The sequence below is a fragment of the Micromonospora sp. NPDC085948 genome, from assembly GCF_040686315.1.
In the GTDB taxonomy this organism is placed as follows: domain Bacteria; phylum Actinomycetota; class Actinomycetes; order Mycobacteriales; family Micromonosporaceae; genus Micromonospora.
Genome location: NZ_JBFBJW010000015.1, coordinates 106,035 through 130,942 on the forward strand (window position 1 = coordinate 106,035; position 24,908 = coordinate 130,942).

The 24,908-nt window shown below is 72.9% G+C and carries 27 protein-coding genes; 14 read left to right on the forward strand and 13 right to left on the reverse strand.

Going from position 1 to position 24,908, the window contains the following annotated elements; genetic code table 11:
- The first annotated feature begins 20 nt into the window (after positions 1-20).
- Positions 21-1,019, forward strand: coding sequence for a tyrosine-type recombinase/integrase (locus tag AB0O48_RS28855; RefSeq protein WP_357249340.1), 999 nt, complete (start codon positions 21-23; stop codon positions 1,017-1,019).
- Between the two features lie 28 nt (positions 1,020-1,047).
- Positions 1,048-1,893 (forward strand): LLM class flavin-dependent oxidoreductase, encoded by an 846-nt coding sequence (locus tag AB0O48_RS28860; RefSeq protein ID WP_357249337.1) that lies wholly within the window; start codon positions 1,048-1,050, stop codon positions 1,891-1,893.
- Positions 1,894-1,918: 25 nt separating this feature from the next.
- On the opposite strand, the gene AB0O48_RS28865 is transcribed toward AB0O48_RS28860, so the two are convergent.
- Positions 1,919-3,091 carry a hypothetical protein gene (locus AB0O48_RS28865; RefSeq protein ID WP_357249334.1) on the reverse strand — a complete coding sequence of 391 codons (1,173 nt, stop codon included), beginning with the start codon at positions 3,089-3,091 and terminating at the stop codon, positions 1,919-1,921.
- A gap of 31 nt (positions 3,092-3,122) precedes the next feature.
- Complete coding sequence (locus AB0O48_RS28870; protein WP_357249331.1) at positions 3,123-4,826, reverse strand: acyl-CoA dehydrogenase family protein; 1,704 nt, start codon at positions 4,824-4,826, stop codon at positions 3,123-3,125.
- A gap of 147 nt (positions 4,827-4,973) precedes the next feature.
- On the opposite strand from AB0O48_RS28870, the gene AB0O48_RS28875 reads away from it, so the two are divergent.
- From AB0O48_RS28875 to AB0O48_RS28885, 3 genes are all read left to right on the forward strand, one after another.
- Complete coding sequence (locus AB0O48_RS28875) at positions 4,974-5,432, forward strand: hypothetical protein (RefSeq protein WP_357249328.1); 459 nt, start codon at positions 4,974-4,976, stop codon at positions 5,430-5,432.
- Positions 5,419-6,621, forward strand: a complete 1,203-nt coding sequence (locus tag AB0O48_RS28880; RefSeq protein ID WP_357249326.1) for a low temperature requirement protein A — start codon at positions 5,419-5,421, stop codon at positions 6,619-6,621. The genes AB0O48_RS28875 and AB0O48_RS28880 overlap by 14 nt, the downstream gene beginning before the upstream one ends.
- A gap of 84 nt (positions 6,622-6,705) precedes the next feature.
- Complete coding sequence (locus tag AB0O48_RS28885) at positions 6,706-7,014, forward strand: bacterial transcriptional activator domain-containing protein (RefSeq protein WP_357249323.1); 309 nt, start codon at positions 6,706-6,708, stop codon at positions 7,012-7,014.
- Here AB0O48_RS28885 and AB0O48_RS28890 read toward each other — a convergent pair.
- Complete coding sequence (locus tag AB0O48_RS28890) at positions 7,002-7,538, reverse strand: hypothetical protein (protein ID WP_357249320.1); 537 nt, start codon at positions 7,536-7,538, stop codon at positions 7,002-7,004. The genes AB0O48_RS28885 and AB0O48_RS28890 overlap by 13 nt on opposite strands.
- 200 nt (positions 7,539-7,738) lie before the next feature.
- Here AB0O48_RS28890 and AB0O48_RS28895 point away from each other — a divergent pair, with 200 nt between their 5' ends.
- Both AB0O48_RS28895 and AB0O48_RS28900 read left to right on the forward strand, forming a co-directional pair.
- Positions 7,739-8,587 (forward strand): hypothetical protein, encoded by an 849-nt coding sequence (locus tag AB0O48_RS28895; RefSeq protein ID WP_357249317.1) that lies wholly within the window; start codon positions 7,739-7,741, stop codon positions 8,585-8,587.
- Positions 8,588-8,753: 166 nt separating this feature from the next.
- Positions 8,754-9,968 carry a low temperature requirement protein A gene (locus AB0O48_RS28900; protein WP_365069246.1) on the forward strand — a complete coding sequence of 405 codons (1,215 nt, stop codon included), beginning with the start codon at positions 8,754-8,756 and terminating at the stop codon, positions 9,966-9,968.
- Here the strand turns inward: AB0O48_RS28900 and AB0O48_RS28905 are convergent.
- The 4 genes from AB0O48_RS28905 to AB0O48_RS28920 all read right to left on the reverse strand — a co-directional run bounded on the left by AB0O48_RS28905 (position 9,935) and on the right by AB0O48_RS28920 (position 13,465).
- Positions 9,935-10,543, reverse strand: coding sequence for a thymidine kinase (locus AB0O48_RS28905; RefSeq protein ID WP_357249671.1), 609 nt, complete (start codon positions 10,541-10,543; stop codon positions 9,935-9,937). The two genes, AB0O48_RS28900 and AB0O48_RS28905, sit on opposite strands and share 34 nt — an antisense overlap.
- Positions 10,544-10,707: 164 nt before the next feature.
- Positions 10,708-12,102 (reverse strand): MFS transporter, encoded by a 1,395-nt coding sequence (locus AB0O48_RS28910; RefSeq protein ID WP_357249311.1) that lies wholly within the window; start codon positions 12,100-12,102, stop codon positions 10,708-10,710.
- A 19-nt stretch (positions 12,103-12,121) separates the two neighbouring features.
- Positions 12,122-12,889 carry a glycerophosphodiester phosphodiesterase gene (locus AB0O48_RS28915; protein WP_357249308.1) on the reverse strand — a complete coding sequence of 256 codons (768 nt, stop codon included), beginning with the start codon at positions 12,887-12,889 and terminating at the stop codon, positions 12,122-12,124.
- A gap of 78 nt (positions 12,890-12,967) precedes the next feature.
- Positions 12,968-13,465 carry a MarR family transcriptional regulator gene (locus AB0O48_RS28920; RefSeq protein ID WP_365069247.1) on the reverse strand — a complete coding sequence of 166 codons (498 nt, stop codon included), beginning with the start codon at positions 13,463-13,465 and terminating at the stop codon, positions 12,968-12,970.
- Between the two features lie 35 nt (positions 13,466-13,500).
- On the opposite strand from AB0O48_RS28920, the gene AB0O48_RS28925 reads away from it, so the two are divergent.
- Entirely contained in the window at positions 13,501-14,400 is a 900-nt protein-coding gene (locus AB0O48_RS28925; RefSeq protein ID WP_365069248.1) for an alpha/beta hydrolase, read from the forward strand.
- 134 nt (positions 14,401-14,534) lie between these two features.
- On the opposite strand, the gene AB0O48_RS28930 is transcribed toward AB0O48_RS28925, so the two are convergent.
- Both AB0O48_RS28930 and AB0O48_RS28935 read right to left on the reverse strand, forming a co-directional pair.
- Positions 14,535-15,377 carry an SDR family NAD(P)-dependent oxidoreductase gene (locus AB0O48_RS28930; protein WP_365069249.1) on the reverse strand — a complete coding sequence of 281 codons (843 nt, stop codon included), beginning with the start codon at positions 15,375-15,377 and terminating at the stop codon, positions 14,535-14,537.
- Between the two features lie 114 nt (positions 15,378-15,491).
- Positions 15,492-16,256, reverse strand: coding sequence for a lysophospholipid acyltransferase family protein (locus AB0O48_RS28935; RefSeq protein ID WP_365069277.1), 765 nt, complete (start codon positions 16,254-16,256; stop codon positions 15,492-15,494).
- Between the two features lie 152 nt (positions 16,257-16,408).
- Here AB0O48_RS28935 and AB0O48_RS28940 point away from each other — a divergent pair, with 152 nt between their 5' ends.
- The 5 genes from AB0O48_RS28940 to AB0O48_RS28960 all read left to right on the forward strand — a co-directional run bounded on the left by AB0O48_RS28940 (position 16,409) and on the right by AB0O48_RS28960 (position 21,707).
- On the forward strand, positions 16,409-17,821 hold the full coding sequence (locus AB0O48_RS28940; RefSeq protein ID WP_357573008.1) for a cytochrome ubiquinol oxidase subunit I: 1,413 nt from the start codon (positions 16,409-16,411) through the stop codon (positions 17,819-17,821).
- 18 nt (positions 17,822-17,839) lie between these two features.
- Positions 17,840-18,838: a cytochrome d ubiquinol oxidase subunit II gene (cydB, locus tag AB0O48_RS28945; protein WP_365069250.1), complete on the forward strand. Its 999-nt coding sequence runs from the start codon at positions 17,840-17,842 to the stop codon at positions 18,836-18,838.
- Positions 18,839-18,924: 86 nt separating this feature from the next.
- The gene (locus AB0O48_RS28950) at positions 18,925-20,118 is read left to right on the forward strand and encodes a GNAT family N-acetyltransferase (protein WP_365069251.1); all 1,194 of its coding nucleotides are present in this window, start codon (positions 18,925-18,927) and stop codon (positions 20,116-20,118) included.
- Between the two features lie 75 nt (positions 20,119-20,193).
- Positions 20,194-20,778, forward strand: coding sequence for an RNA polymerase sigma factor (locus AB0O48_RS28955; RefSeq protein WP_357249283.1), 585 nt, complete (start codon positions 20,194-20,196; stop codon positions 20,776-20,778).
- Positions 20,775-21,707, forward strand: a complete 933-nt coding sequence (locus AB0O48_RS28960) for a CU044_5270 family protein (RefSeq protein ID WP_357572974.1) — start codon at positions 20,775-20,777, stop codon at positions 21,705-21,707. Before AB0O48_RS28955 ends, AB0O48_RS28960 begins: the two co-directional genes overlap by 4 nt.
- A gap of 46 nt (positions 21,708-21,753) precedes the next feature.
- Here AB0O48_RS28960 and AB0O48_RS28965 read toward each other — a convergent pair whose 3' ends face one another.
- Positions 21,754-22,188 carry a hypothetical protein gene (locus tag AB0O48_RS28965; RefSeq protein ID WP_365069252.1) on the reverse strand — a complete coding sequence of 145 codons (435 nt, stop codon included), beginning with the start codon at positions 22,186-22,188 and terminating at the stop codon, positions 21,754-21,756.
- A 97-nt stretch (positions 22,189-22,285) separates the two neighbouring features.
- On the opposite strand from AB0O48_RS28965, the gene AB0O48_RS28970 reads away from it, so the two are divergent.
- Positions 22,286-22,738 carry a MarR family winged helix-turn-helix transcriptional regulator gene (locus AB0O48_RS28970; protein ID WP_365069253.1) on the forward strand — a complete coding sequence of 151 codons (453 nt, stop codon included), beginning with the start codon at positions 22,286-22,288 and terminating at the stop codon, positions 22,736-22,738.
- A gap of 6 nt (positions 22,739-22,744) precedes the next feature.
- On the opposite strand, the gene AB0O48_RS28975 is transcribed toward AB0O48_RS28970, so the two are convergent.
- The 3 genes from AB0O48_RS28975 to AB0O48_RS28985 form a co-directional block, all read right to left on the reverse strand.
- Positions 22,745-23,428 (reverse strand): hypothetical protein, encoded by a 684-nt coding sequence (locus AB0O48_RS28975; RefSeq protein ID WP_365069254.1) that lies wholly within the window; start codon positions 23,426-23,428, stop codon positions 22,745-22,747.
- A gap of 84 nt (positions 23,429-23,512) precedes the next feature.
- Positions 23,513-23,974: a peroxiredoxin gene (locus AB0O48_RS28980; protein ID WP_365069255.1), complete on the reverse strand. Its 462-nt coding sequence runs from the start codon at positions 23,972-23,974 to the stop codon at positions 23,513-23,515.
- A 45-nt stretch (positions 23,975-24,019) separates the two neighbouring features.
- A complete protein-coding gene (locus AB0O48_RS28985; RefSeq protein ID WP_357572978.1) occupies positions 24,020-24,853 on the reverse strand; it encodes a patatin-like phospholipase family protein in 834 nt (277 codons plus the stop codon).
- Between the last annotated feature and the right edge of the window lie 55 nt (positions 24,854-24,908).

Below are 24,908 nucleotides of genomic sequence, written 5' to 3' on the forward strand. Positions count from 1 at the left end.
AGGCTGAGAACCTTTTTCACATGGTGTTCTCCGACGCTCCGGTGCTGGCCCGCCCGTCCGCGCCACCCGCGCTGCCGAGTGGACCGGTCGAGGTCACCGAGGCGTGGCTGCGTAACCGGCGGTTGTCCGAGCACACCCGCGACGCGTACCGACGCGACGTCACCGGCTGGCTCACCTGGTGCGCCGGCCGCGACCTCGACCCGCTGCGCGCCACGTTCCTGCACGTCAACGACTACGCCCGGGCGTTGGAGTCCACCCTCGCCGCCCGCAGCGGCCGACCGCTGACCCCGGCGACCGTAGCGCGACGACTCTCCGCGCTGTCCAGTTGGTACGACTTCCTGGTGAAGCTGGGCGCGGTGCCGGCCAACCCGGTCTCCGGCGCGGACCGGCCCCGCGTCGACCGCGACCACTCCGCCACCCTCGGGCTCAGCCCGGAGGAGGTGGACGCCCTGCTCGCCGCCGCCGACGCGGACACCGGCCCGACCGCCCTGCGCAACCGGGCGGCGATCGCGCTCCTCGCCGACCTGGGCCTGCGGGTCGGCGAGCTGATCTCGCTGGACCTGACCGACCTCGGCACCGAACGCGGCCACCGCAGCGTGCGCTTCGTCGGCAAGGGCGGCAAGCAGCGCCGCCGGGCCCTCACCCCCGGCAGCGGGTACGCCGTGGACGCCTACCTGGCCCAGCGGGCCGCCGCCACCGGCGTGCCCGTGCCACAGCTCACCGGGCCGCTGCTGGTCACCGCCAGCGGCGCCCGGCTGGACCGGCACTCGGTGTTCCGGATGGTCCGCCGCCTCGCCCGCGCCGCCGGTATCCCGGCCTGGGCGAAGCTGTCCCCGCACTCACTGCGGCACGCCTTCGCCACCACCGCCCGCTCCGAGGGGGTGCCGCTGGAGGACGTGCAGGACGCGATGGGCCACGCCGACCCGCGCACCACCCGCCGCTACGACCGCGACCGGCACAACCTCGACCGCGACCCGGCCTACGTGGTGTGGGCGGCCCGGTCCCGCCGCCGCAGCTGACGTCGTACCCCCGTCCTACGGTCGACCGATGAGACACGGTCTGGAAATCTCCTGCGGCGGCGCCGCCGTCGCGGTGTCCACCCTGGTCGAGCTGGGTGAGCTCGCCGAGCGCGCCGGTTGGGACGGCGTGTTCCTGGAGGACTACCTGATCTACTACTCCGGCGACGACCCGTCCACCTACGACCCGTGGCTGGTGCTCACCGCGATCGCCGGCCGCACCGACCGGGTGCGGCTGGGCACCACGGTCACCGCGCTGCCCCGACGCCGCCCGGCGAAGCTGGCGCGGGAGGTCCTCACCCTCGACCACCTCAGCGCGGGCCGCGCCACCGTGGCGGTCGGCGTCGGCGACCCCGCTGACCGGGGGATGGCGGCGTTCGGCGAGCAGACCGAGGTGTCCGTGCGCGCCGCGATGCTCGACGAGGGCCTCGACCTGCTGACCGGGCTGCTCAGCGGCGAGCGGGTCGACCACCACGGCACCCACTACCGCGCCGACGGCGTCGCGCTCCGACCACCGCCGGTGCAGTCGCCCCGGGTGCCGGTCTGGGTCGGCGGCAGCACCCAGGCCGGGGCGGTGCGCCGCCGGGCGGCCCGCGCCGACGGCATCGTGCCGTACAAGCTCACCGACACCGACGGGTGGTCCGACTTCACCCCCGACGAGGTCCACGACCTGGTCAGCGCCCTGCCCGCGACCCGCGCCGACGGTCAACCGTTCGACGTGGCGATCGGTGGCCGGCGACGCCGATCCGACGAACGCGCCGAACGGGCGTACCTCGGTGACCTCGCGGCAGCCGGCGCCACCTGGTGGTTGGAGTTCATCCCGGTCGACGACCCGGGCACGATGCGCGCCGCCGTCGCCCGAGGCCCGCTGCGCTGAGCGCCGACCCGCGGACGCGGTCGGGTCAGGGGACACCGAGCGGCCAGAGCGTCACGCGGGTGCCGTCGCCGCAGATGAGCCGGGCGCCGACCCGCCGGCAGCCGCTCAGCCCGGCCGGAAGCACCGCGATCACCCGGTGACCGTCCGCGCCCACCGTCGCGACCAGGACGCGCCGGCCGTCCGAGGCCAAGCCCAGCAGCACCAACGACTCGCCGGCGACCCGAGCGCCCGCGACGGTGTGCCAACGCGCCCCGCCCGGCCACGTCCACCGCCGCGCGCCGGTGCCCGCGTCGATGGCCCAGCGGCCCTGCTCGTCCTGCCCGCAGATCAGACCCTGGCAGGGCCGCAGGGTCAACTCGCCCGGCTCGGCCGCCACCTGCCAGCGCGGCGTCAGCCCGGGCAGGTCGTAACCGGTCAGCGCCGACCCTCCGCTGCCGCTCGGATGCCGCAGCACCAGGTGCGCGCCAACGACCTGCGGGTTGTCCGGGCCGTAGTCGGCCGGCGGAAGTCGCCCCCGCCCCCGGTCGGCGCCGTCGCGGATGTCGAGCAGCCGGGCCAGCCCGTCGTCCTGGACCAGCAGCAACCGCCCGGGTACGTCGGGCAGCACCCGCAGGACGGCCGTGGAGGGCACCGGCACCGACCAACGATTGACGCCCGTGGCCGGATCGACCCCGTGCACGCCGCCCTCGATCCGGCGACCCGGCTCGGAGGCACTGCGTACCTCGCTCACCGCGACCGCCACGTCGCCGGCCGCGTACACCCGCTCGGGTCGTCGCCACACCACCTGGCCCGTGCGGATCGACCGGGCGGTGGTCACTCGCGTCCCGCGTACCTGGTCGCGTTCGGCGACCAGCACCACGTCACCGACTGTTTCGGCGGACCACCCGGAGCCCGGCGGCACCGCGACCCGCCACCGCGCCGGGCGACGTGGCGCGGCCGCGTCGTAGGCACTCATCGTCGGCGGGTCCGGGCCGGGGTCGACGACCAGAAGCAGCGGCCCCGCACCGAGCACGGTCGCGCCGGCGGGCGTCGCCGGTCCCAGCTCAGGTGTCAGGTACGCGGGCTCGGCGGCCCCGCCGAGCAGGGCGCACGCCACCACCAGCAGCGCCACCCGCCGACCCCGCGACACCGTCGGCGGGGGTCTGTCGTCGTCTCGGGGCGCACCCCGGTCGTCGCCCAGCTCGATCAGCACCGACACGGGTGCCCGTCCGTGTGCTCGCTCCGGCCGGTCAGCAGAGCAACTCCAGGTGGTGGTGGGCGTCCTCAGCGATCTCCTCGTGCCGCAGCCAGCGCCGCGCCCACAGCCGGGCCGCCAGCTCGGCCTGCTCGTCACCCCACGCGGCGTGCTCGATGAGCAACGCGGTGGTCAGCGCATACGCCAGGCGTAGCGCCAGACCACGGGCACCGGCCTGCACCGCGGCGGCGCCCGGATCGGCGGTCACCGAGGTGATCGTGTCGCCCAGCCCCGTGGCGGCGGCGGCCAGGGTGTCGGCAAGCGTCGGCGACAGCGGTCGGGCCAGGTCGACCGCGGCGGCGAGCCGGCCCAGCACCGGGGTCCCGGCGTCCTCCCTGGTCAACGCGCGCAGCACGTCCAGGGCCAGCACGTTTGTGGTGCCCTCCCAGATCGGCAGCACCTGCGCGTCGCGCAGCAGCCGGGGCACGCCGGTGTCCTCCACGTAACCGGCGCCGCCGAAACTCTCCACGTACTCGCTGGCGGAGCTGACGGCCAGCCGGCCGGTGGCCAGCTTCGCCAGCGGCGCCACGATGCGCAGCTCCGCCACGGCCTCCGGATCGGCGCCGACCTCGACCCGCCCCAGCAGGGCGAACGCGTGCCCGGCGAGGGCGAACGCGCCCGCCGCGTCGACCGCGAGGGTGCCCAGCGTGGCCCGGTGCAGCGGCGAGGACAGCAACGGCCCGCCGGCGACGTGCCGCACGTCGGCGTACGCGCGGGCGTAGTCCAGCCCGCGGCGCATCCCGCCGGCCGCCGCGGCGGCGTTGTGCACCCGGGTCACCACGACCAGGGTCATCGCCCGGACCAGGCCGGGCACCGCCGGGTCGCCCAGCGGGAGCGCGTACGCGTCGTGCAGACCGATCTCGGCGGTGGGCAGCGCGCGGGTGCCGAGCTTGTCCTTGAGGCGGCGCACGGTGACACCCGATGCGGGCGCGTCCGGCGCCCCGCCGATGCTCAACGGCGAGTCGGCCGCGTAGCGGGGGACCAGGAACGGTGCCAGCACCCGACTGCCGCGTCCGGCGTCCTCCGGTCGGGCCAGCGCCACCGCCATCGCCGCGTCGGCGGCCGAGCAGAACCACTTCTCCCCGGTCAGCCGCCAGGACCCATCCGCCGCCGGTCGGCCGATCGTGCTCGACCGGCCCAGGTCGGAGCCGCCCTGCGACTCGGTCATCCACTGCCCACTGGTGATCGCCGTGGCCGGGTCCGTGGAGATCAACCGGGGCAGCCACGCGTCGCGCACCCCGGCGTCCACGTCGGGCATGCTCAGCAGCGCCGCCGCCCCGTCGGCCATCGCCACCGGGCAGGAGAACGTCGCCGACTCCGGCCCGTACAGGTGTAGCAGGGCGTGTTGCACGACCCGCGCGGCGGCGCCCCAGGTGCCGCGCGCGTCGGTCAGGTAGGGCAGCGCGACCACGGCGTGTCGGGCGGCGGCGGCGCGCTGCGCCTGCCAGCCGGCGGAGGTGTCGATCCGGTCGATCCGGGCACCCCACGGGTCGTAGCGGACCAGGGTCGGCGGGTGCGCCTCCGCGTCGGCGTGCGCCGCGCGCAGCGGCCCGCTGACGTCGGCGGCCAGGTCGGCGAGGCGTCCCTTCGCGGCGGCGTGCCCGTCCGGACCCAGGTGGCGCTCCAGCCAGGAGCGCAGCAGGCCGTCACCGGCGTACGGGTCGACGGGAGGTGGCACCGGCTGCACGAAGCGGCTCATCGATCGACTCCTGGCACTGCTCGGGGACGTGCGCCGACGGTAGACGATCCGTGGCCGCTCCGAACAGGGCAGTCCCACCGACCCAGGTACGCCCGATTTCCGACTTGTCGCACTTCAGTGCGATGGCGTTCTCTACGGTCGGTAGTCGTGGGTGCCGGCCAGCCGTGGAGCCGACCGGCCCGGCGCAACCGCCCGATGCGCACCGGGCTGGCGTTCGCCGGGTTCGGTGTGGCGCTGTGCTGCGTCGGCGTGGCCGGGGTGGCCGCCTGGAACCTGCAGACCGTCCGCCAGGCCGCCGGCCCGATCCGGGAAACCGCTGACGACTTTCTCAGCGAGGTCGCCCTGGGCGACAGCGACCAGGCGTACGAGCGGCTCTGCGCGGACGCGCGCAGCCGGTGGAGCGCGATCGGCTTCACCAGTTGGGTGCGGACGCCGCCGATGGTCACCGACTACGAGATCACCGACGTGTCGGTCGCCACCCGCAGCGGACGACCGCACGGCACGGTGACGGTGAAGGTGACCCGTGACGGCGGGCTCAGCGAGGAACGGCGCCTGCCGGTGGTCCGCGAGGGCGGGGACTGGCGGGTGTGCGGTGACCCCTTCTGAGCCACCGACCTCCACCCCGGTACGTCCGCAGTTGTTGCGCCCGCGCACGGGGGTGCAACCGACCACGTCCACCGAACTCTTCTTCGACCTGGTCTTCATCTTCACCATCACCCAGTTGTCGCACTACCTGATCGCCCACCCGGACTGGCGGGGCGCCGCGCGGACGGCGCTGCTGCTGGCGCTCGTCTGGTTCGTCTGGGTCTACACCACCTGGCTGACCAACTGGTTGCAACCGGATCAGGGGCCGGTGCGCACGGTGCTGATCGGGGTGGCGTTGGGCAGCCTGTCGTTGTCGGCGGCGATCCCGGAGGCGTTCGCCGGGACCGGCCTGCTCTTCGCGGTGGTCTACGTGGCCGTACAGGTGGGCCGCACCCTGTTCGCGTTGTGGGCGGTGCAGGGCAGCCCGTGGCTGGTCGCCGGATTCCAGCAGGTGCTGCCGTGGATCACCGGGACGTCGGTGCTCGTGGTGCTCGGCGGCCTGGCCAGCGGGGTCGCCCGGGAGGCGTTGTGGGCGGCGGTGATCGTGCTCGAGGTGGTCGGCCTGCTGATCGGTTACCCGCTACCGGGGCGGGGACGCAGCCGCCCCGAACGGTGGATGGTCGAGGGCGGGCACCTCGCCGAACGGTGCGCGGCGTTCGTCCTGATCGCGTTGGGTGAGTCGATCCTGGTCACCGGCAGTACCCTCACCTCACACGTGGACCTGGTGACGTCCGGGGCGTTCCTGCTGGCGTTCGCCGGTTCGGTGGCGCTGTGGTGGGTGTACTTCGCCCGGTCGGCCCCGGCCGCGACCGAGGTGATCGCGGGGGCGGGCGAGCGCACCGGGGCGTTGAGCCGGGTCGCGTTCAACTACCTGCACCCGGTGATCGTCGCCGGCGTGATCGTCGCCTCCGCGGGCGACGAGCTGTTGCTGCGGGAGCCCGGCGCGCCGGCCACCACTGTCGCCGCGCTGTTCACCCTGGGTGGTCCGGCGTTGTTCCTCGCCGGGCACGGCGCCTACAAGGCGTTGCTGTGGCGACGCCCACCGACCAGCCGGATCACCGCCGTGCTGGTGCTGCTGGCGCTGGTGCCGATCTGCGTGCGGCTGGGACTGCCCGTCGCGGTGTGCGCCGCGCTGGCGTTGGCGGTGACCGTCGCCGTCATCGTGACCGACCGGTCGCGGGCACGGTCCGCCGCCCGAGGGCCGTCCTGATCCCCGGCGGCACTGCGTCGGTTCTCGGACAACGCCAGCGTCGACGGGCCACCGGATGGTTAGCGTGGGTGACCGGCCCTCCGGGTGACCCTCCGCGCCGACGGGCTGCGGGAAGAGGCCCGCTCGGTGTGGTTGCGGGCGCTGCGTGAACTGGCCCGCCGATACCGGCGCGACGGTGACGCCGACCGGGCCGCCACCACTCTGGTCCGGCTGCTCGACGCCGACTCCTACGACGAGTGGGCGCACCGCGCGCTGGTCGCGACGCTTGTCGGTGCCGGCCGGCACGGAGAGGCTCGGCGGGCGTTCGACAGGTGGGTGGGGGCGATGCGCGCGATCGACGCACCGCCCCCGGACCCGGGCGTGCTGCGGGCGACGGCTGGTCAGCAGTTGTAGAGGTTCTCGTTGCCGTCGTTGGTGTCCACGTACGAGTAGAAGACCATGTCGCTGCTGGTCTCGTCGTCCTCCGCGCAGGTGTCCTCCCCGGGCCCACCGTCGAGGCTGTCGCCGTCACTGACCACGCCCCAGACGGTGACGCCGGCCACCCCGATCAGCAGGTCCGCGCCGTTGGCGCCGGAGAGGTGGTCGTCGCCGTAGAGGCCGGCCAGCACATCGTCGCCGGCCCCGCCGACGATGAAGTCCCCGCAGTCGTTACCGAACAGGACGTCGTCGCCGCCACCGCCGTGGATCGTGTCGACGCCACCGCCGCCGTAGATGATGTCGTCACCGCCGAGCCCGTAGATCTCGTCGGGTCCGCCGCTGCCGTGCAGGATGTCGTCGCCGTCGGTGCCCATGATCGGGTCGCCGTCGGTGGCGGCGCACGGATTGACGTCCGGGTCGGCGTGCGCCGCGCCACCGGTGACGCCGATCAGAGCGCCGCTGACCAGGAGGGCGGCCAGCGCCGCCGCTCGGATACGCATGATGGGACCTCCCGTTCGTGGACCCCGTCCGGAGCCCGGTGACGCCGCGATGACGTCGCCGGCACTGTCGCAGCCGCCCGTCATCGTGGCGTCAGTACGGCGTGGGCGTCCGCGGTGCTGACGCGCTCCTGACGAGGGTGCGGAGTCTGATCGCAACGCCGTCGTCGACAGTCGACGAGGCAGTGCGGAGGGAACATCCGATGAAGCGGAAACTGGCCGGTCTGGCAGTGCTGACCGGCATGGCGGCGGCCACGACGCTGCTCGCACCGACAACCCCGGCGCAGGCGTCGGTCGGCCTGTACCGGGTCGCCGCCACCAGCGTCCTGGACGCGACGAACGCCAAGACCATGCCCATCTCCTGCAACGGCGCGGACCAGGTCGTCGGTGCCGGCGGGCGGATCAACGACGGTCAGGGCGACGTCCTGATGACCCGGGTCTACGCCGACGCCACCCTGCACACGGTGACCGTGCTCGGGGTGGAGGCCAACGCCACGAACGTGCCCTGGTCGGTGGACGCGTTCGCGGTCTGCGCCCCGGCCGGGGCGGTGGCCGGCCTGCAACTGGTCACCACCACGTCGGTCAACAACGCCCTCGACAAGGTGGGTGTCACCGCCGTCTGCCCGGCGGGCAAGAAGACCTTCGGCGGCGGGTACCGGATCGACAACGCCAACGCCGCGGTGGCGATCGACGAACTGGCGTACACCTCGGCGCTCGGCTCGGTGTCGAGCACCGCGTACGTGTTCGGCGCGCCGGGCAACTTCACGTTGCAGACCCAGGCGTTCTGCGGCACCCCGCTGCCGGCGATGGCGTTGACGGAGGCGACGAGCGCGTTCAACGCGGCCTCGCCGAAATCCGTGACGACGCTGGCCTGCCCGGCGGGGTCGCAGACCGCGGGGGTCGGCGCGGTGTTGACCGGGCTCACCGGGGCCGGCTCGGTGGCGACGTTGTTGCCCAAGCCGGCACTGGACACCGCTGAGGCGACCGGACGGGAGATCGTCGCGTTCGCCGCGGCGTGGAACGTCAGGGCGCAGCAGGTCTGCGTGGGCTGAACCACCCGCGTCACGGCCGGCCGTCCCCAGCACGGGGGCGGCCGGTCAGCGCGTGGAGTCGATTTCCGGCTTGTCGCCCGTCGGTGCGATCGTCTTCTCTACCGTCGGTAGTCGTGGATGCCGGGAATGCGCAGGCCGCCGGCCCGATCCGGCGGGCAGGCGCGCGGTGACCCGCTCCGGATCGGACGGCCATCCGCTGCACCCGGATCTGCTACGCCCGCGTCGTGGCGTGGAGCGGACCACCTCCACCGAGTTGTTCTTCGACCTGGTCTACGTCTTCACCATCACCCAGTTGTCGCACTACCTGAGCAGGGATCTCGACTGGTCGGGCGCTGGACGGACCGCGGTCCTACTGGGCCTGGTGTGGTTGGTCTGGATCTACACCGTGTGGGCGGGCAATTGGCTGCGCCCGGATCGGGCACCGGTGCGAGCCGTCCTTCTGCTGGTGACGCTGGGCAGCCTGCTGCTCGCGGCGGCGCTGCCCGGCGCGTTCGGCGACAACGGGCTGCTCTTCGCCGGGGCGTACGCGGCGGTGCAGGTGGGGCGGACGGTCTTCGCCCTGTGGGCCATCCGCGGTCAGCCCTGGCTCGGCGACAGCTTCCGCCAGTGCGTTGTCTGGATCGCCGGCACCGGCACGCTCGCGGTCATCGGCGGGCTGGTCGACACCCCGGCCCGGGAGGTGATCTGGATCGCGGTGATCGCCGTCGACTCGATCGGGCTGGCGACCGGGTTTCCGGTGCCCGGGTTGGGGCGCAGCACCCCGGAGCACTGGGAGGTGGAGGGTGGGCACCTGGCCGAACGTTGCCAGGCGTTCATCCTCATCGCGTTGGGGGAGTCGATCCTGATCACCGGGGGGACGCTGACGCAGCGGCTGGACGGGGTGACGATCGCCGCGTTCCTGCTCGCCTTCGCGGGCTCGGTGGCCCTGTGGTGGGTGTATTTCGACCGGGCACAGGCCGTGATGGCGGTGTTGGCGGGTGCGGGTGAGCGCGCCGGTGGGCTCTCGCGACTGGTGTTCAACTATCTGCACCCGGTCATGGTGGCCGGCATCGTCGTCACCGCGGTCGGCGACGAGCGCCTGCTGCACGCCCCCGGTGAACCTGTCGGCTGGGCGGGCGCGCTGGTCATGCTGGGCGGTCCGGCGCTGTTCCTGACCGGGCACGCCGCCTACCAGCTGGTGCTGCGCGACGGCGGGGCGGTGGCCCGGTTCGCGGCGGCGGTGCTGCTGCTCGCCCTGTCGCCGGCGGCGGTCGCGCTGCGGTCCCCGGTCGCGGTGGCCGCCAGCGCGGCGCTGCTGGTCACGGTCGGGGTGATCGTGGCCGACCGGGTGTCGGCCCGGCGGGTGGGTCAGTCGCGGGGGCCGAGGTCGCCGCTGCGGTAGTGCCGGCGGCAGAGCACCTGGTAGCGCACCTCGGCGGTGTCGACGGTGTCGCCGATGACGACCTGCGCGCCCTCGCGGACCACCCGCCCGTCGAAGACACGGGCGTTGAGCAGCCCTTCCCGGCCGCACCAGCAGAGCACCTCGACCTGGATGCGGGCCACCTCGTCGGCCAACTCGAACAGGCGTTGCGCGGCGGGGAACAGGCAGGACCGGAAGTCGGTGGCCAGGCCGAACGCGAACACGTCCACGTCGTAGCTGTCGACCAACTCGGCCATCTGCTCGACGTGCTCCACGGTGTAGAAGCACGCCTCGTCGCAGATCAGGTAGTCGACGCGTACCCCGTCGGCCCACCGCCCGCGGACCAGGGCCCGCAGGTCCAGGTCGTCGGTGACCTCGATGGCCTCGTGGGCCAGGCCGATGCGCGTGGTGACCTGCGGGCCCAGCGACCTGTCGATGCGGGTGGTGACCAGCCCCCGGCGACCCTGCCGGGCGTGGTTGTAGTTCATCTGCAACGCCATGGTCGACTTGCCGCAGTCCATCGGCCCCCAGAAGAACTTCAACGCCGCGGCGTGCACCGGACGCCCGTCGAGCCCGCGCGCGGCCGCGCACCCGGCCGGTGCGTGCGGCTGGCCGGGGAACGGGTGAGCCAGGCAGGTCGGAGCGGTGGCGGCGTCGTCTGTCACGGTCGGGCAGCCTAGCCGATCGGCCGAGGCTGATCTGCCGCGCGCGGGACGCGTGCTCAGAGCACCCGGGGCGGGGTGTTGCCGGCGGCGACGATGGCACGGCGGATCGGCACGGCGGCCAGGAGCAGGAAGCCGACCACGAAGAAGATCAGCAGTGAGACCAGGCCCACCCGGTAGGAGGCGGTGAGTTGGAACACCAGACCGAAGGCGAGCGGGCCGAGCCAGCTGGTGCCCTTGTCGCTGATCTCGTAAAAGCCGTAGTACTCGCCTTCCTTGCCGACCGGGATGAGCTGGCTGAACAGTGACCGGCTCAACGCCTGGCTGCCGCCGAGGACCAGGCCGATGCCCGCGCCGAGGATCATGAACGGCACCGGCGCCTCGGCGGGCAGCCGGAACGCGGCGATGATCACACCGGTCCAGAGCACCAGGCTGAGCAGCACGGTCTTCCACGCGCCGATGCGCCGGGCCAGCGCGCCCAGGCTCAGCGCGCCGCCGAAGGCGAGGAACTGCACCAGCAGGATCGTGATGATCAGGGTGCTCTGCTCCAGGCGCAACTCCTCGGTGCCGTACTGGCTGGCCAGGGTGATGACGGTCTGAATGCCGTCGTTGTAGACCAGGAACGCGAGCAGGAAGAACAACGTCAACGGGTACGCCTTGATCTCGCGCATGGTGCGGCCGAGCTGCCGGAACCCGTCGGTGACCACGTTGCCACCACCGCCGGCCAGGGCCGCCGCGCTGGGGTGCTCACGCATCCAGCGCAGCGGCACCAGCGTGAACACCGCCCACCACACCCCGGCGGACACGATCGACCAGCGGGCCAGGTCCAGGGTGCGTTGCGGGTTGTCCCCCTCGTCGAGCAGGGTGATCGCGACGAGGTTCAACGCCAGCAGCAGACCGCCGCCGAGATAGCCGATCGCCCAGCCGCGGCTGGAGATGCCGTCGCGTTCGTCGGGGCCGCCGAGCTGCGGCAGGAACGAGTGGTACACGACGACCGCCGCGCCGAAGGAGATGTTCGCGATCAGGAACAGCGCCCCGCCGAGCAGGTAGCGGTCGCCGGTGACGAAGGCCATCAGGATCGTCGCGCCGGCACCGGTGAACGCGGCCCCGCCGAGCAGCCGCTTCTTGTGCGCCGACCGGTCGGCGATCGCCCCGATGACCGGCAGCACGAACACGGTGAGGAACACCGACAGCGAGATCAGGTACGGGTAGTAGGACCCGGCCGCGACCCGGATACCCAGCGGGTGCACGTACCCGTCGCAGGTGTCCGCGCCCAACTCGCAGCCGGCGGCCAACTCGGCGACAGTCGTCAGGAACGGGCCGAGGAACACGGTGATCACCGTGGTCTGGAACGCGGAGTTGGCCCAGTCGTAGATGTACCAGCCCCTGCGCTCGCGGCGGGTGCTCGCCGGGGGCGGGGTGTCGTCCACCGTGGGGGTCACGGTCTCGGCCATCCGGGGGTCCTTCGACGGTTCAGGCGGCCCAGTGGCCGCGGCTGCGGTAGACGTCGCGCAGCACGCCGACGTGATCGGTCATGATGCCATCCACACCGAGATCCAGTAAGTCGTGCATCTGGTCGGGTTGGTCGATCGTCCAGACGTGCACCTGCAGGCCGAGCCGGTGGCAGTAGTCGAGGAACCGGCGGTCCACCACCGGCACCCGCCCGTAGCGCGGCGGCACCTGCGCGGCGACCACCGACGGAGGCAACCGCAGCGGGCGTCCGTGCAGGGACGCGAGCCGCAGCCGGGCGACCCCGCGCATGCCGAGGCTGGTGGCGACCCGTCCGTCGGTGAGCGCGCGCAGCCGGGTCAGGCGGGCGTCGCTGAACGACGCGAGCAACACCCGGTCGGCGGCGCCGGCCCGGGTCACCGTCGCGACCGTCGGCTCGACGCCGCCGTCGGCCTTCACGTCGATGTTGAAGCGGACCTGCGGCCAGGCGCCCAGCACCTCGTCGAGCCGGGGTACGACGGCCGCGCCGCCGACGCGTACCGAGGCGAGGTCGGCCCAGCTCAGCTCGGCGATGCGCCCGGCCTCACCGGTGACCCGTCGCAACGTCGGGTCGTGGAAGATCACCGCCACGCCGTCCGCGGTGGCGTGCACGTCGGTCTCCACGTACCGGTAGCCGAGCCCGACGGCGCGGGCGAACGCCTCGGCGGTGTTCTCGTCGCCCTCGGCGGCACCGCCACGGTGGGCGAACGCCAGTGGCGCGGGTGCGTCCAGATAGCCGAATCGGGTCAACACGCGACGCAGTATGCCCCCGGTTGGTGGCCGGCGGGTGGCCGGCCGGCGTCTGTCGCCCGCCCGCGCGGACCAGGCTCGTCAGCCGGCAGGCGTGCCGACGCCGCCGTGTTCCAAGGTGGCGCGAAGCCGGGCCAGTGTGTGACCGAGTTCCGCGACCTGGGCCGGGGCGATCGACCGACCGAGGTGCGTGTCCAGGTGTTCCTGGAAGGTGCCTTCGGCGGCGTCGACGAGTTCCGCGCCCTGCGGGGTCAACTCCAGAAGCAGTGACCGGCCGTCGGCCGGGTTCGGCACGCGCCGAACCCAGGCTCGGGCTTCGAGCCGGCCCACGCCCTTGCTGGTCGCCCCGACGCCGATCGCGAAGAACTCGGCGAGATCGGCGACCCGCGAACCAGGATGGTCACGGAGGTAGCTCAGAAACTCGAACTGCGAAGCCACGATGCCGTGCTTGCGGCGCAACGTCTCGTTCAGGGCGTTGTAGAGCCGCGTCTCGCAGCGGACCAGGTCGCTGAAGACCTGAGCCAGTGTGACGGACCCGGCACCGGAAAAAGATGCCGCGGCAGGTATATTAGCTTCCACGGCAGCTACTTTATCGCCCGTGGGAGGCATCGGACATGAGCAGGGAACAGCGCGCGGCCATCGACGCCATGCTGGGCGGCGGACCCAAGGGCTTCGCGCCCGAGCCGGTCGAGACGATGCGCGAGAGCTTCGACGCGCTCATGGCGTCGTTCCCGGTTCCTCCGGTGCGGACCTCGGAGCTGACCCTGGGCGGCCGTCCGGCAGTGCTTGTCGAACCGGAGGGCCAGACCCGCCCGGGCACCATCCTGTACTTTCACGGCGGCTCGTTCGCGCTCGGATCTCCGCGCACCGCGATGGGCCTGACCGCGAGTCTGGTCACGCGGACCGGAATGCGGGCCTTCTCCCTCGACTACCGGCTGGCCCCGGAGAACCCGTTCCCGGCGGCGATCGAGGACTGCCTCGCGGCGTATCGGTCCCTGCTCGACAGCGGCGTCGCCGCCGAGTCGATCGCCTTCGCAGGCGATTCCGCAGGCGGTGGCCTCACGGTGACCGCCACCCTCGCCGCCCGAAACGCCGGGCTACCTCTGCCGGGCGCGCTTGTCGCGTTCTCGCCCGGCCTGGACCACACCCGCACGGGCGAGTCGATGGACACCAAGGAGGGCATCGACCCGTTCTTCACCCGGCAGGGCATGGCCCACACGGCAGAGTTCTACCTCGCCGGCCAGGACCCGAACCAGGTGCTTGCGGCACCCGCCGTGCTCGCCGACCTGACCGGCTTCCCACCGATCCTGCTCCAGGTCGGCACGAACGAACTGTTGCTCGACGACTCGGTCCGGCTGGCCAAACGCGCCCGCGACGCCGAGGTCGACGTCATCCTCGACATCACCGCCGGCGTTCCGCACGTCTTCCAGTCCTTCATCGGCCAACTCGACGAGGCCGACCACGCCCTGGACCGCGCCGCGATGTTCATCACGCAGCGACTACAGACCCCCTGAGCGCCTCCCGGCCAGGGAAACCCAAGCCGGCGACGCTGCCACGTGGTCGGGGTGACATCGGGAGCCGGGGCGAGACGGGGTGTCCGGGACGCGGGCATGGACCGACCTGCCCCGCCCGCCACTCGTGCCCGCTGTCAGACCAGCCAGCCGCCGGTCATCCGCGCCACCGCGGCGCCGTCGAGGTCGGCGAGCTTGACGCCGACGAACTGCCGGGCGCCGTCGGAGGTCTGCACCCGCACCGGCGGTGCCGGGTCGCTCAGCACGGCGAGCACCGCCGCCGCGGCGTCGGCGGGTGACTGCGCGGCGGCGAACGCCTGCCCGGTGCGGGCCAGGTACGCGCGCAGCGCCGGCCCGTACACCCCGGCGGCGGCGATGGCGGCGTCGGCGTCGATGGCGATGTTGGTGACGAACTCGCTGGCCACCGCGCCCGGCTCGACGAGGGTGACGCGTACGCCGGTGGTCGCGGCGAGCGGGGCGAGGGATTCCAGGTACCCCTCGACGGCGAACTTCGCCGCGCAGTACGCCTCGTTGAACGGCTGCCCGACGATCCCGCCGACGCTGGAGACGGTGACCAGTCGGCCCCGGCTGGCCCGCAGGTGGGGCAGGGCTGCGCGGCTGACGTGCAGGACGCCGAAGAAGTTGACCTCCATCACGGCCCGGACGTCGTCGACGCTGTCCTGTTCCAGGGTGCCCACGTGCCCGGCGCCGGCGTTGTTGATTACCGCGTCGAGCCGGCCGTACGCGCCGATCACGTCCTCGACGCAGCCGGTGACCGCGTCCGGGTCGGTGACGTCGAGTCGGCGTACGTCGATCAGGTCGGCGACCCCGGCGGCCTCGGCGGCGTCGCGCAGCCGGTCGGCGCGCGTGACGTCGCGCATGGTGGCGACGGTCCGCCAGCCGGCCCGCGCGCAGCCCAGCGCGATCTCCAGCCCGATGCCGGTGGAGGTTCCGGTGATCAGCACGGTCTGCTCGCTCATGGTCTTCCCTCTCGTGGTGATCGACGCGGTTTCCCGCAGGTCGGGGTGTCTGGGGGTGCAGGTGTGCCCCGGTTTCCGGGCAGCCGAGTCGAGCACGGCACCCCGCCCGGTCCGTCAGCTCAACCGACGGTGGGCGCGGCTGGTGTCGGCGGGGCGGCTGGGATCGATGTGGCGGGGCAGGTCCGGTTCGTCGGGGCGCAGCGGGGCGAGGGTGTCGGTGAGCGCGTCGATGATCCGGTCGGTGGCGCGGCGGGCGGCGCCGGGAGTGGCGGTGTTCGTCTCGCCCAGGTCGACGGGCGCGCCGAAGTGCACCCGGATCACCGGGCGGCGCCACAGCGCGTGGGCGACGCCGCGCAGCATTCCGCGGGGCGCCTGGTAGGGCAGCACCTCGTGGGCGCCCCACTGGGCGATCGGCACGACCGGGGCGCCACAGGCCAGGGCGAGTCGGGCGGCGCCGGTCTTGCCGCGTTCGGGCCACATGCCGGGGTCCAGGCCGATGCGACCCTCGGGGTAGATGAGGATCACCGACCCGCTGGCGACGGCGCTGGCCGCGTCGTCGAGTGCCCGGTGGACGGCGCTGGTGCCCCGGTCGACCCGGATGTGCCCGGCGTGGCGCATGGCGGTGCCGAGCACCGGCACGCGGAACAGCCCGGCGGTCGCCATGATCCGGGGGGCGATGCCGCGGGTCTGGCAGGCGGCGGCCATGACGAGGGGGTCGAACGGGCTGATGTGGTTGGCGGTCAGCACCAGCGGGCCGCGCCGCAGGTGCGCCGGGACGTCGCCGGTGACGTCGAGGCGGGCGAGCAGGCCGACCAGGCCCCGGGCCAGGAGGAGGGCTGCGCGCCAGATCAGCGGCGGCTGCCAGGTGGAGGTGTTCATCAGCGCGCCATCGTCGCACGCGGTGGGGTGATCGCGAGGTCGGGTCGGGGTGATCAGGGTCATGGGCGCGGGGTGGGTGCGGGTCAGGCGAGCGTCTACGACGAGCAGTAGTATTTACTACGTCTCGTAGTATGAGTAGCTGGGGGTTTCAGGTGGACGCGTTGGACGTTGCCCGCTGGCAGTTCGGTGTCACCACCGTCTACCACTTCCTCTTCGTGCCGCTGACCATCGGCCTGTCCGTGCTGGTCGCCATCCTGCAGACGATGTGGCACCGCACCGGCAACGAGCGCTACCTGAAACTCACCAAGTTCTACGGCAAGCTCTTCCTGATCAACTTCGCCATGGGTGTGGTCACCGGGATCGTGCAGGAATTCCAGTTCGGCATGAACTGGAGCGACTACTCCCGCTTCGTCGGCGACATCTTCGGCGCACCCCTGGCCATCGAGGCGCTCGTCGCGTTCTTCCTCGAATCGACGTTCATCGGCCTGTGGATCTTCGGCTGGGACCGGTTGCCCAAGCGGGCGCACCTGGCCAGCATCTGGGCCGCCGCGATCGGCACGAACCTGTCCGCGTACTTCATCCTCGCGGCGAACTCGTTCATGCAGAACCCGGTCGGCTACCGCATCAACCCCGACAGCGGGCGCGCCGAGCTGACCGACTTCCCGGCCGTGCTGACCAACAAGGTCGCCCTGATCACCTTTCCGCACACCCTGGCCGGCTCGTTCCTGGTCGCCGGGTCGCTGATCGTCGCGGTCGGCCTGTGGCACGTGATCCGCAACCGCGGCTCCGCCGACACCGACGCCTACCGCTTCGCCACCAGGTTCGGCTCCTGGGTGGTCCTGGTCGCGTCCGCCGCCGTGCTGTTCACCGGCGACATCCAAGGCAAGATCATGACGGACGTGCAGCCGATGAAGATGGCCGCCGCCGAGGGCCTCTACACCACCGAGAGCCCCGCCTCGTTCTCCGTGCTCACCATCGGCAGCCTCGACGGCAGCCGCGAGGTGTTCGCCCTCAAGATCCCGTACCTGCTGTCGTTCCTGGGCACCGGCGACCCGCACGGCACCGTCCGCGGCATCGACGACCTGCAGGCCCAGTACGCCACCCAGTACGGCGCGGGCAGCTACACCCCGATCATCCCGGTCACCTACTGGAGCTTCCGCTTCATGATCACCTTTGGGTTGGCCGCCGGCGCGATCGCCCTGCTGGTGCTGTGGAGCCAGCGCAGGGGCCGCACCCCGAGCAGCAAGTGGCTGCTGCGCGCCGGGCTGGCCATGCCGGTGCTGCCGTTGCTGGCCAACTCCTTCGGCTGGATCTTCACCGAGATGGGCCGCCAGCCGTGGATCGTCTTCGGCGAGATGCTCACCCGCAACGGGGTGTCGCGCAGCGTGTCGCTGGCCGAGGTGCTCACCTCGTTCACCGCCTTCACGCTCATCTACGCCACCCTCGCCGTGATCGAGGTGAAGCTGCTGCTGCGCTACGCCAAGGCCGGCGTGCCGGACGTCAGCGAACAGCCGCCCGCCGACGACACCGACGACGCCGAGCGCCCGCTCGCCTTCGCCTACTGATCCCGGACGGAGCTCATCGTGGAACTGACCACCATCTGGTTTCTCCTCGTCGCCGTGCTGTTCACCGGGTACTTCATCCTGGAGGGCTTCGACTTCGGCGTCGGCATGCTGCTGCCCGTCCTCGGCCGCGACGACCGCGAGCGCCGCGTCCTGATCAACACCATCGGCCCGGTCTGGGACGGCAACGAGGTCTGGCTGATCACCGCCGCCGGTGCCATGTTCGCCTCCTTCCCCGAGTGGTACGCCACCCTGTTCTCCGGCTTCTACCTGCCGTTGCTGCTGATCCTGCTGGCCCTGATCGCCCGGGGCGTGGCCTTCGAGTACCGGCACAAGCGCCCGGAGGCGTCCTGGAAACGCCGGTGGGACGCGGCGATCGTGGTCGGCTCGCTGCTGCCGGCGATCCTGTGGGGCGTCGTCTTCGCCAACATCCTGCGCGGGGTCCCGCTGGACGGCGACCACGAGTACGTCGGTGGGCTCGTGGACCTGCTCAACCCGTACGCCCTGCTCGGTGGCGCGACCACCCTCGCGCTGTTCGCAACCCACGGCGCGGTGTTCCTCGCCCTCAAAACCACCGGCGACATCCGTCAGCGCGCGGGCGCGCTCGCGGTGCGCCTGGGCGTCGGCGCCGCCGTGCTCGCGGTCGCGTTCCTGACCTGGACGTTGAGCATCCGCTCCAGCACGGCGGCCGTCGTGCTCGCCGTCGGCGCGGCCCTCGCCCTGCTCGGTGGCCTGGCCGCCGCCCGGGTACGCCGGGAGGGCTGGGCGTTCACCGGCACCGCCGTGGCGATCGGCCTAGCCGTGGCGACCCTGTTCGCGGCGCTGTTCCCGAACGTGCTGCCCTCCACCCTGGACGCGGCCGGCACGCTGACAGCCACCAACGCCGCCGCCACCCCGTACACCCTGAAGATCATGACCTGGGTGGCGGTGATCTTCACCCCGGTCGTGCTCGCGTACCAGGCCTGGACGTACTGGGTGTTCCGCAAGCGCATCGGCGTGGCCAACATCCCGCAGCACTGAGCGTGTCCGGCCGGGAGAATGGGGGCGGCCTCGCACCTGTTCGAAAATCGGCGGTCGGCGCGTATCCGCCCCGCTAGGGTGTGCCGATGCCCGAGCCCGTGCACGTTCGTGAACTCGCCGCCGACGACCTCGACGCCGCCTGGGAGTTGGGTCGATTCGCGTTCGGCTCCGACCCGCAGCCCCCCGCGCACGCCACCGTCACGCCCGCCGGCATGACCCGCTACGGCGCGTTCGACGCCAGCGGTCGGCTCGTCGGCAAGGCCGTCGACCGGCACCACGACCAGTGGTGGTCGGGCCGGGCGGTGCCGGCCGCCGACGTCGCCGGGGTGGCGGTCGCCCCCGAGACCCGGGGCCGGGGCGTGGCCCGTGCCCTGCTCACCGCCCTGCTGCGCGGCGCCCGGGAGCGGGGAGCGGCGGTCAGCGCGCTCTACCCGACCGTCGCCGCCCCGTACCGGGCCTGCGGGTGGGAGGCCGCCGGCGTGCTGCGTACCGTCGATCTAGCCACCGCCGCGCTGCCCCGGCACCGACCCAGCCCGGAGGTGACCGTGCGGGCCGGCACACCGGCCGACCTGCCGGCCGTCGCCGACCTCTACGAGCGGGTCGCCCGGCACCGCAACGGCATGCTGACCCGCCGGGGTGAGCTGTTCGACTTCTTCGCCGCCGACCGGGGTCTGCCCGGCGACGGTCTCACCCTCGTCGAGGACGACGGCGACCTGGTCGGGTACGCCACCTGGCAGCGGGGCCGAGGCTACGGCGCCGACTCGGTCCTCACCGTCGACGAGGCCCTAGCCGTCACCGCCGAGGCCGCCCGGGAACTCGTCGGAGTCCTCGCCAGCTGGGCCAGCGTCGCCCCGACGGTACGGCTGTGCCCCCTCGACGGTGACGCGGTCAGCACCGTCCTGCCGTTGGAGGCGGCGCGCGACCACGAGCGGGACCTGTGGATGCACCGGCCGGTCGACGTCGCCCGCGCGGTGAGCGCGCGGGGCTGGCCCGCCCACGCCCGGGGTGTCGTCGACTTCACCCTCACCGACGCGCTCGCCGACTGGAACACCGGCACGTGGCGGCTGACCGTCACCGACGGCGCGGCCGAGCTGACCCGGGTCGGTGGCGAGGCCGACCTGCGGTTGGACGTGCGCGGTTTCGCCCTCCTGTACGCCGGGGCGGCGCAGGCCCGATCGGTCGCGCAGGCCGGCCTGCTGCACCACAGCCCGAGTGCCGACCCGGCCGCGCTCGACCTGCTCGGCGCCGGCGGCCCGGCGCAGTTGCTCGACTACTTCTGACCGGCGTCGCCCGGGTGCCGGTGGATTCGCACGCCGGACGTGGGAACTCAACCGTCGCAGCGGACAGATACAGGTGTGACAGCCGAGATGCGGGCCCGGATCCGGGCCGGAGACTCCGAGGCGTTGGGTGAGCTCTTCGACGAGCACGCCGACGCGATCCATCGACATGCGCTGTGGAGCGGAGGCGACCCGGCGCACGCCGAGGACGTGGTGTCGCTGACCTTCCTCGAGGCGTGGCGGATCCGCGGATCCCTGCGCCCGGACGGGGACAGTCTGCGCCCGTGGCTGCTCGGCATCGCGACGAACGTGCTGCGCAATCGCCGTCGGGCGGCGCGCCGGCACCGGGAGGCGTTACGGCGGCTGCCGGTACGCGACGTCGTCCCGGACTTCGCCGACGAGGTCGTCAACCGGCTGTACGACGCCGACCAGGTGGCCGCCGCCCTGGCGGGACTGCGGGCGCTGCGCCGCGCCGACCGCGAGGTGTTCCTGCTCTGCGTGTGGTCGCACCTGGACTACGCGGCGGCGGCCGAGGCGCTGGGCGTACCCGTCGGGACCGTGCGCTCCCGGCTGTCGCGGGCCCGCACCCGGCTGCGGGCGCTGGCGCAGCAGGAGTTGACCGGCACCCGGATGACCCCCGTCGAGCAGGGAGAGTACCGATGAGAGAGACCTCCGCCCCGCCCGTGCCGGCCCTGCCGGCGCTGCGCCGACAGGCACTGCGGCATCATCTGCTGGCCGAGGTCCGGCGGCCGGCACGGCGGCCCCGGCGGGTCCGGGTGCTCGTGCCGGCGGCGGCGGCGCTGGCCGTCGTGGTCGCGGTCGGGGTGGTCGCCCAGCCGTGGGCGCCGCGCAGCGCTCCCCTTGTCGTCCCGGTCGTGCAGGGCGAACGCGTCGGCGCGACGCTGTTGCTCAACCGGATGGCCGTGGCCGCCGCCGACAAGCCGGTGCCACCGCCGGGCGAGGGCGGCTACGTCTACATCAAGAGCCGGGGCGCCTTCGCCGAACTCGGTGACGGCCCGGCGCGGCTGCGCCCGGTGCACGAGCGGGAGATCTGGATCCCCCGCGACGAACGGGGTGACGGTCTGCTGCGGCAGCCGTTCTTCGACGCGCCGATCGTCGGCGTGATTCCGGAGAGCGTGACGCTCACGGACGTGACTCCGAACGCCGCGCTCGTCGACCTGCCCGACGACCCGGACGCCCTGCTGGCGGAGCTGTACGCCGAACGCGAGGATCGGGGTCGGGGCACCAGCCACGACGGTGCGGCGTTCACCGCGATCGGTGACATCCTGCGCGAGTCGTTGGTGCCGCCGCGCACGAGCGCCGCGCTCTACCGGGCCGCGGCGAAGATCCCCGGGGTCGAGGTGGTGCGCGGGGTCACCGACGCGGCCGGGCGGCGGGGAATAGCCGTCGCCCACACCGAGCGCAGCCGCCGCGACGAGTGGATCTTCGATGAGCGGACGTTCGACTACCTCGGTGAGCGCAGCTATCTCGTGGCGGAGACCGCCGACGGGCCGCCCGGGACGGTGCTGGGCACGACCGCCGTGCTGCAGCGGGCCGTGGTGTCGCAGCTCGGGCAACGCCCGACGCGGTAGGTGGTTCAGGCGGCCGGCACCCCACGGGCTGGTGCCGGCCGCCCGGTCAAGCCGGGATCGCCGCCAGTTCGGCGTTCGCGCGTTGGGTGACGAGGGTGAGCACCCGTGCCGCGATGCTGGCCTCGTCGGTGGGGATGTCCGCGTACAGCCGCGCGGTGATTCCCGCTACGGCGTCGGCGACGCGGGCCTGCGTGGCGTGACCGGTGTCGGTGAGCCGCAGGGTCGCCTCGTCGAGGTGCGCGAGGTCGGCGTCGGTGAGGCTGGCGATCACCTCGTGCACGGCCGGTTCGTCGACCTTGAGGGTGCTGGTGATCCGACGCACGAGCTGCGCCGGCGCGACGGGGCCGGCGGCGAGGACGTTGAGCGCGAGGACCTGGCCGAAGTTGACGCCGAGGGGCGCGACGGCCCGTTCGAGCAGTGCCCGGGTGGCGTAGTGGGCCTGGCCGATGGACTGGCCGTTGAGGGTGGGAGTGGTGGACATGACGCCTCCTGAAAAACATTGGCTGGACCAACGTTGGCGAGGCCAACGTAACAGTCGATCGTGGGTCGCGCCAACGATTCCTGTTAGGCTGCCGCCCATGGACGCCACCGCCCCGCAGTCACCCGCCGGGCTGCGCACCACCCCGACCTGGCTGCTCAACCAGACCGCCAGCCACGCCACCCGCCTGCTCACCGACGGCTTCGCCGCACACGACCTGCGCGGCTACCACTACCGGCTGCTCACCGCGCTCGCCGAGGACGGCCCCGCCAGCCAGGCCGACCTCGGCCGCCGCTGCGGCATCGACCGCAGCGACGTCGTCGCCGCCATCAACGACCTGGCCGGTCGGGGACTCGTCGTCCGCGCCCCCGACCCGGCCGACCGCCGCCGCAACGTCATCACCCTCACCACCACCGGCGCCGACGAGACCCACCGGCTGGGCGACACCCTCGACCGCGTCCAACGCGACCTGCTCGCCCCGCTGTCCGCCACCGAACGCGACCAGCTGACCCACCTGCTCACCCGGCTGCTGGACCACCACACCCGGCGCTGAACACGCTCAGCGAGCCTCGCGCAACTCCGCCAACCGGGCCTCGATCTCGGCCAGCTCCGCGCGCAGCTTGTCCGCCTGCTGCTCCGCCTCGGCCCGCTCGGTGCCCAGGATCTGCTCCACCGCCTCCTGCACCCCCGGCACGTCGACCAGAGCCACCATCTTCAACGCCTCCGCCGGCTTCACCACGTACGGCTTCGCCAAGGCCTTGCTGCCCTGCTGCGCGGCGACGGTCCACTCACCATCGGCGTACGCCAACGTCACGGTGAGACCCGCGGGACCCTTCGGCTTGACGGCCTTGACCGCCCGCCGCGCCGGCGGCTTCTCCGTCTGCTCCACCTTCGGCTCCTCCAGTCGCTGCGCGGGCACCCGCGGCGTGTCCAACACGAACTCCGGCGCCGCCACCGCCGGCGCCTCGGGCTCCGGCTCCGGCTTCGGCTCCACCACCCGACGCGTCACACCCTTGGGCGCCACCGCCAGGTCGGCGGGGGAGAACGGCAACTCGTCCCGACCGAACCGCACCACCACGAACTCGTCGGACACCTCGGGATTGGTCAGCTCGATCACCTGACCGACCTGACCGGCGATCTGACCCGCCGCCGCGGTGAACACCACCCGCGGCTTACGCCCGGCCGCCAACGCCTCCCGGATGCTCTGCACCTCGCTAGTGGACAAACCCTGGCCGGCATCCATCACAACCCTCTTCCGTACACCTGTTTGATTGCTGTCTTGATACCAGCCGGCTGCGACACCCGCCGCACGGGGCTCACACCCCGCTCAGCCGCCCAACGTCCGCAGCGCCCGGTCCGCGTGCTCGTTCATGCTGACCTCGCTGTGGATCACCTCGACGACCCGCCGGTCGACCCCGATCACGAACGTCATCCGCTTCATGCTCAACGGCCCCAACGGCACCCGCCGCTTGACCCCGAACTGCTGCGCCACCGCACCGTCGACGTCCGACAGCAACGGATAGTCGAAGCCGTGCAGCTTCGAGAACTCGGCCTGCTTCGCCACCGGGTCGCGGCTGATGCCCACCCGCATCGCGCCCAGCGCCGTGAACTCCGCCGCGAGGTCGCGGAAGTGACAGCTCTCCGCCGTGCACCCCCGGGTCATCGCCGCCGGGTAGAAGAACAGCACCACCGGCCCCGCCGCCAGGAACTCCGACAACCGCCGGGGCGTGCCCGTCTCATCCGGCAGCTCGAAATCCCGCACCTCGTCGCCGACACCCACACCCGCCACCGCGCACCTCCATCGTCTGATCGATCGCGCGCAGAGCGTAAGCGATCACACCCAGAGCGCCGCCACCTCGTCGCCCACCACGTCGGCCTGGGCCCGCCCGGCCCGCGCCGCGCCCGCCCGCCGCGCCGGGTCCAGCACATTGCGGCCGATCGCCGCACGCGCCGCCGCGTCCGGCGTCACCACCACCACCCGCGACCCGGCCGCCCGCAACCCGGCCACCTGCGCCGACAGCCGCGGCATCGGCCCGAACGACGCCGACGTCGGCGCGAGCACCAGCACCGCCCGCGCGTCCGCCGCCAGATCCGCGTTCACCGACGAGCGCATCCCACCGTCGACGAACCGGCGCGCGCCGATCGTCACCGGCGGCCACACCCCCGGCACCGCGCAACTCGCGCCCACCGCCTCCACCAGGGACACCCCACTGTCGCGGTCGAACACCACGAACTCCCCGGACGACGCGTCCACCGCCGTGACCAGCAGCCGCCGCGCCGGCCACTCCCGCTGCGGCAGACGGGCCTCGATCACCGCCCGCTGCGACGCCTCCGACGGGGTACGCGCCGCCACCGCCATCGCCCCGATCCGCGCCCGCGAACGCACCGCGTCCCGGCTACGCCCACCGGCCCAGATCAGCCGCGCCAGCACCGACACACCCAGCCGCGCCGCCAGCTCACGCGACGGCGGCGCCAACTGCTCGGCGTAGAACCGCTGCACCGGCAACCCGGAACACACCTGCGCGCCGACGATCGACCCCGCCGACGTACCCACCACCAGATCCGCCTCGGTGACCGGCACACCCCGTTCGGTCAGCCCCGCCAGCAGCCCCAACTCCCAGGCCACCCCGGTCACCCCGCCCCCGCCGAGCACCAACGCCCGCCGCATGTGACGCTCCTCTCGACGACCAACCCGCGCCGGTCACGGTAGCGTCGGCACGACC

Bases quoted from the DNA above. Each gene is read 5' to 3' on its own strand.
- AB0O48_RS28855 (WP_357249340.1), top strand. From the start codon at position 21: ATGGTGTTCTCCGACGCTCCGGTGCTGGCCCGCCCGTCCGCGCCACCC.
- AB0O48_RS28860 (WP_357249337.1), top strand. From the start codon at position 1,048: ATGAGACACGGTCTGGAAATCTCCTGCGGCGGCGCCGCCGTCGCGGTG.
- AB0O48_RS28870 (WP_357249331.1), bottom strand. From the start codon at position 4,826: ATGAGCCGCTTCGTGCAGCCGGTGCCACCTCCCGTCGACCCGTACGCC.
- AB0O48_RS28890 (WP_357249320.1), bottom strand. From the start codon at position 7,538: ATGCGTATCCGAGCGGCGGCGCTGGCCGCCCTCCTGGTCAGCGGCGCT.
- AB0O48_RS28895 (WP_357249317.1), top strand. From the start codon at position 7,739: ATGAAGCGGAAACTGGCCGGTCTGGCAGTGCTGACCGGCATGGCGGCG.
- AB0O48_RS28910 (WP_357249311.1), bottom strand. From the start codon at position 12,102: ATGGCCGAGACCGTGACCCCCACGGTGGACGACACCCCGCCCCCGGCG.
- AB0O48_RS28925 (WP_365069248.1), top strand. From the start codon at position 13,501: ATGAGCAGGGAACAGCGCGCGGCCATCGACGCCATGCTGGGCGGCGGA.
- AB0O48_RS28930 (WP_365069249.1), bottom strand. From the start codon at position 15,377: ATGAGCGAGCAGACCGTGCTGATCACCGGAACCTCCACCGGCATCGGG.
- AB0O48_RS28935 (WP_365069277.1), bottom strand. From the start codon at position 16,256: ATGAACACCTCCACCTGGCAGCCGCCGCTGATCTGGCGCGCAGCCCTC.
- AB0O48_RS28950 (WP_365069251.1), top strand. From the start codon at position 18,925: ATGCCCGAGCCCGTGCACGTTCGTGAACTCGCCGCCGACGACCTCGAC.
- AB0O48_RS28960 (WP_357572974.1), top strand. From the start codon at position 20,775: ATGAGAGAGACCTCCGCCCCGCCCGTGCCGGCCCTGCCGGCGCTGCGC.
- AB0O48_RS28965 (WP_365069252.1), bottom strand. From the start codon at position 22,188: ATGTCCACCACTCCCACCCTCAACGGCCAGTCCATCGGCCAGGCCCAC.
- AB0O48_RS28970 (WP_365069253.1), top strand. From the start codon at position 22,286: ATGGACGCCACCGCCCCGCAGTCACCCGCCGGGCTGCGCACCACCCCG.
- AB0O48_RS28975 (WP_365069254.1), bottom strand. From the start codon at position 23,428: ATGGATGCCGGCCAGGGTTTGTCCACTAGCGAGGTGCAGAGCATCCGG.
- AB0O48_RS28985 (WP_357572978.1), bottom strand. From the start codon at position 24,853: ATGCGGCGGGCGTTGGTGCTCGGCGGGGGCGGGGTGACCGGGGTGGCC.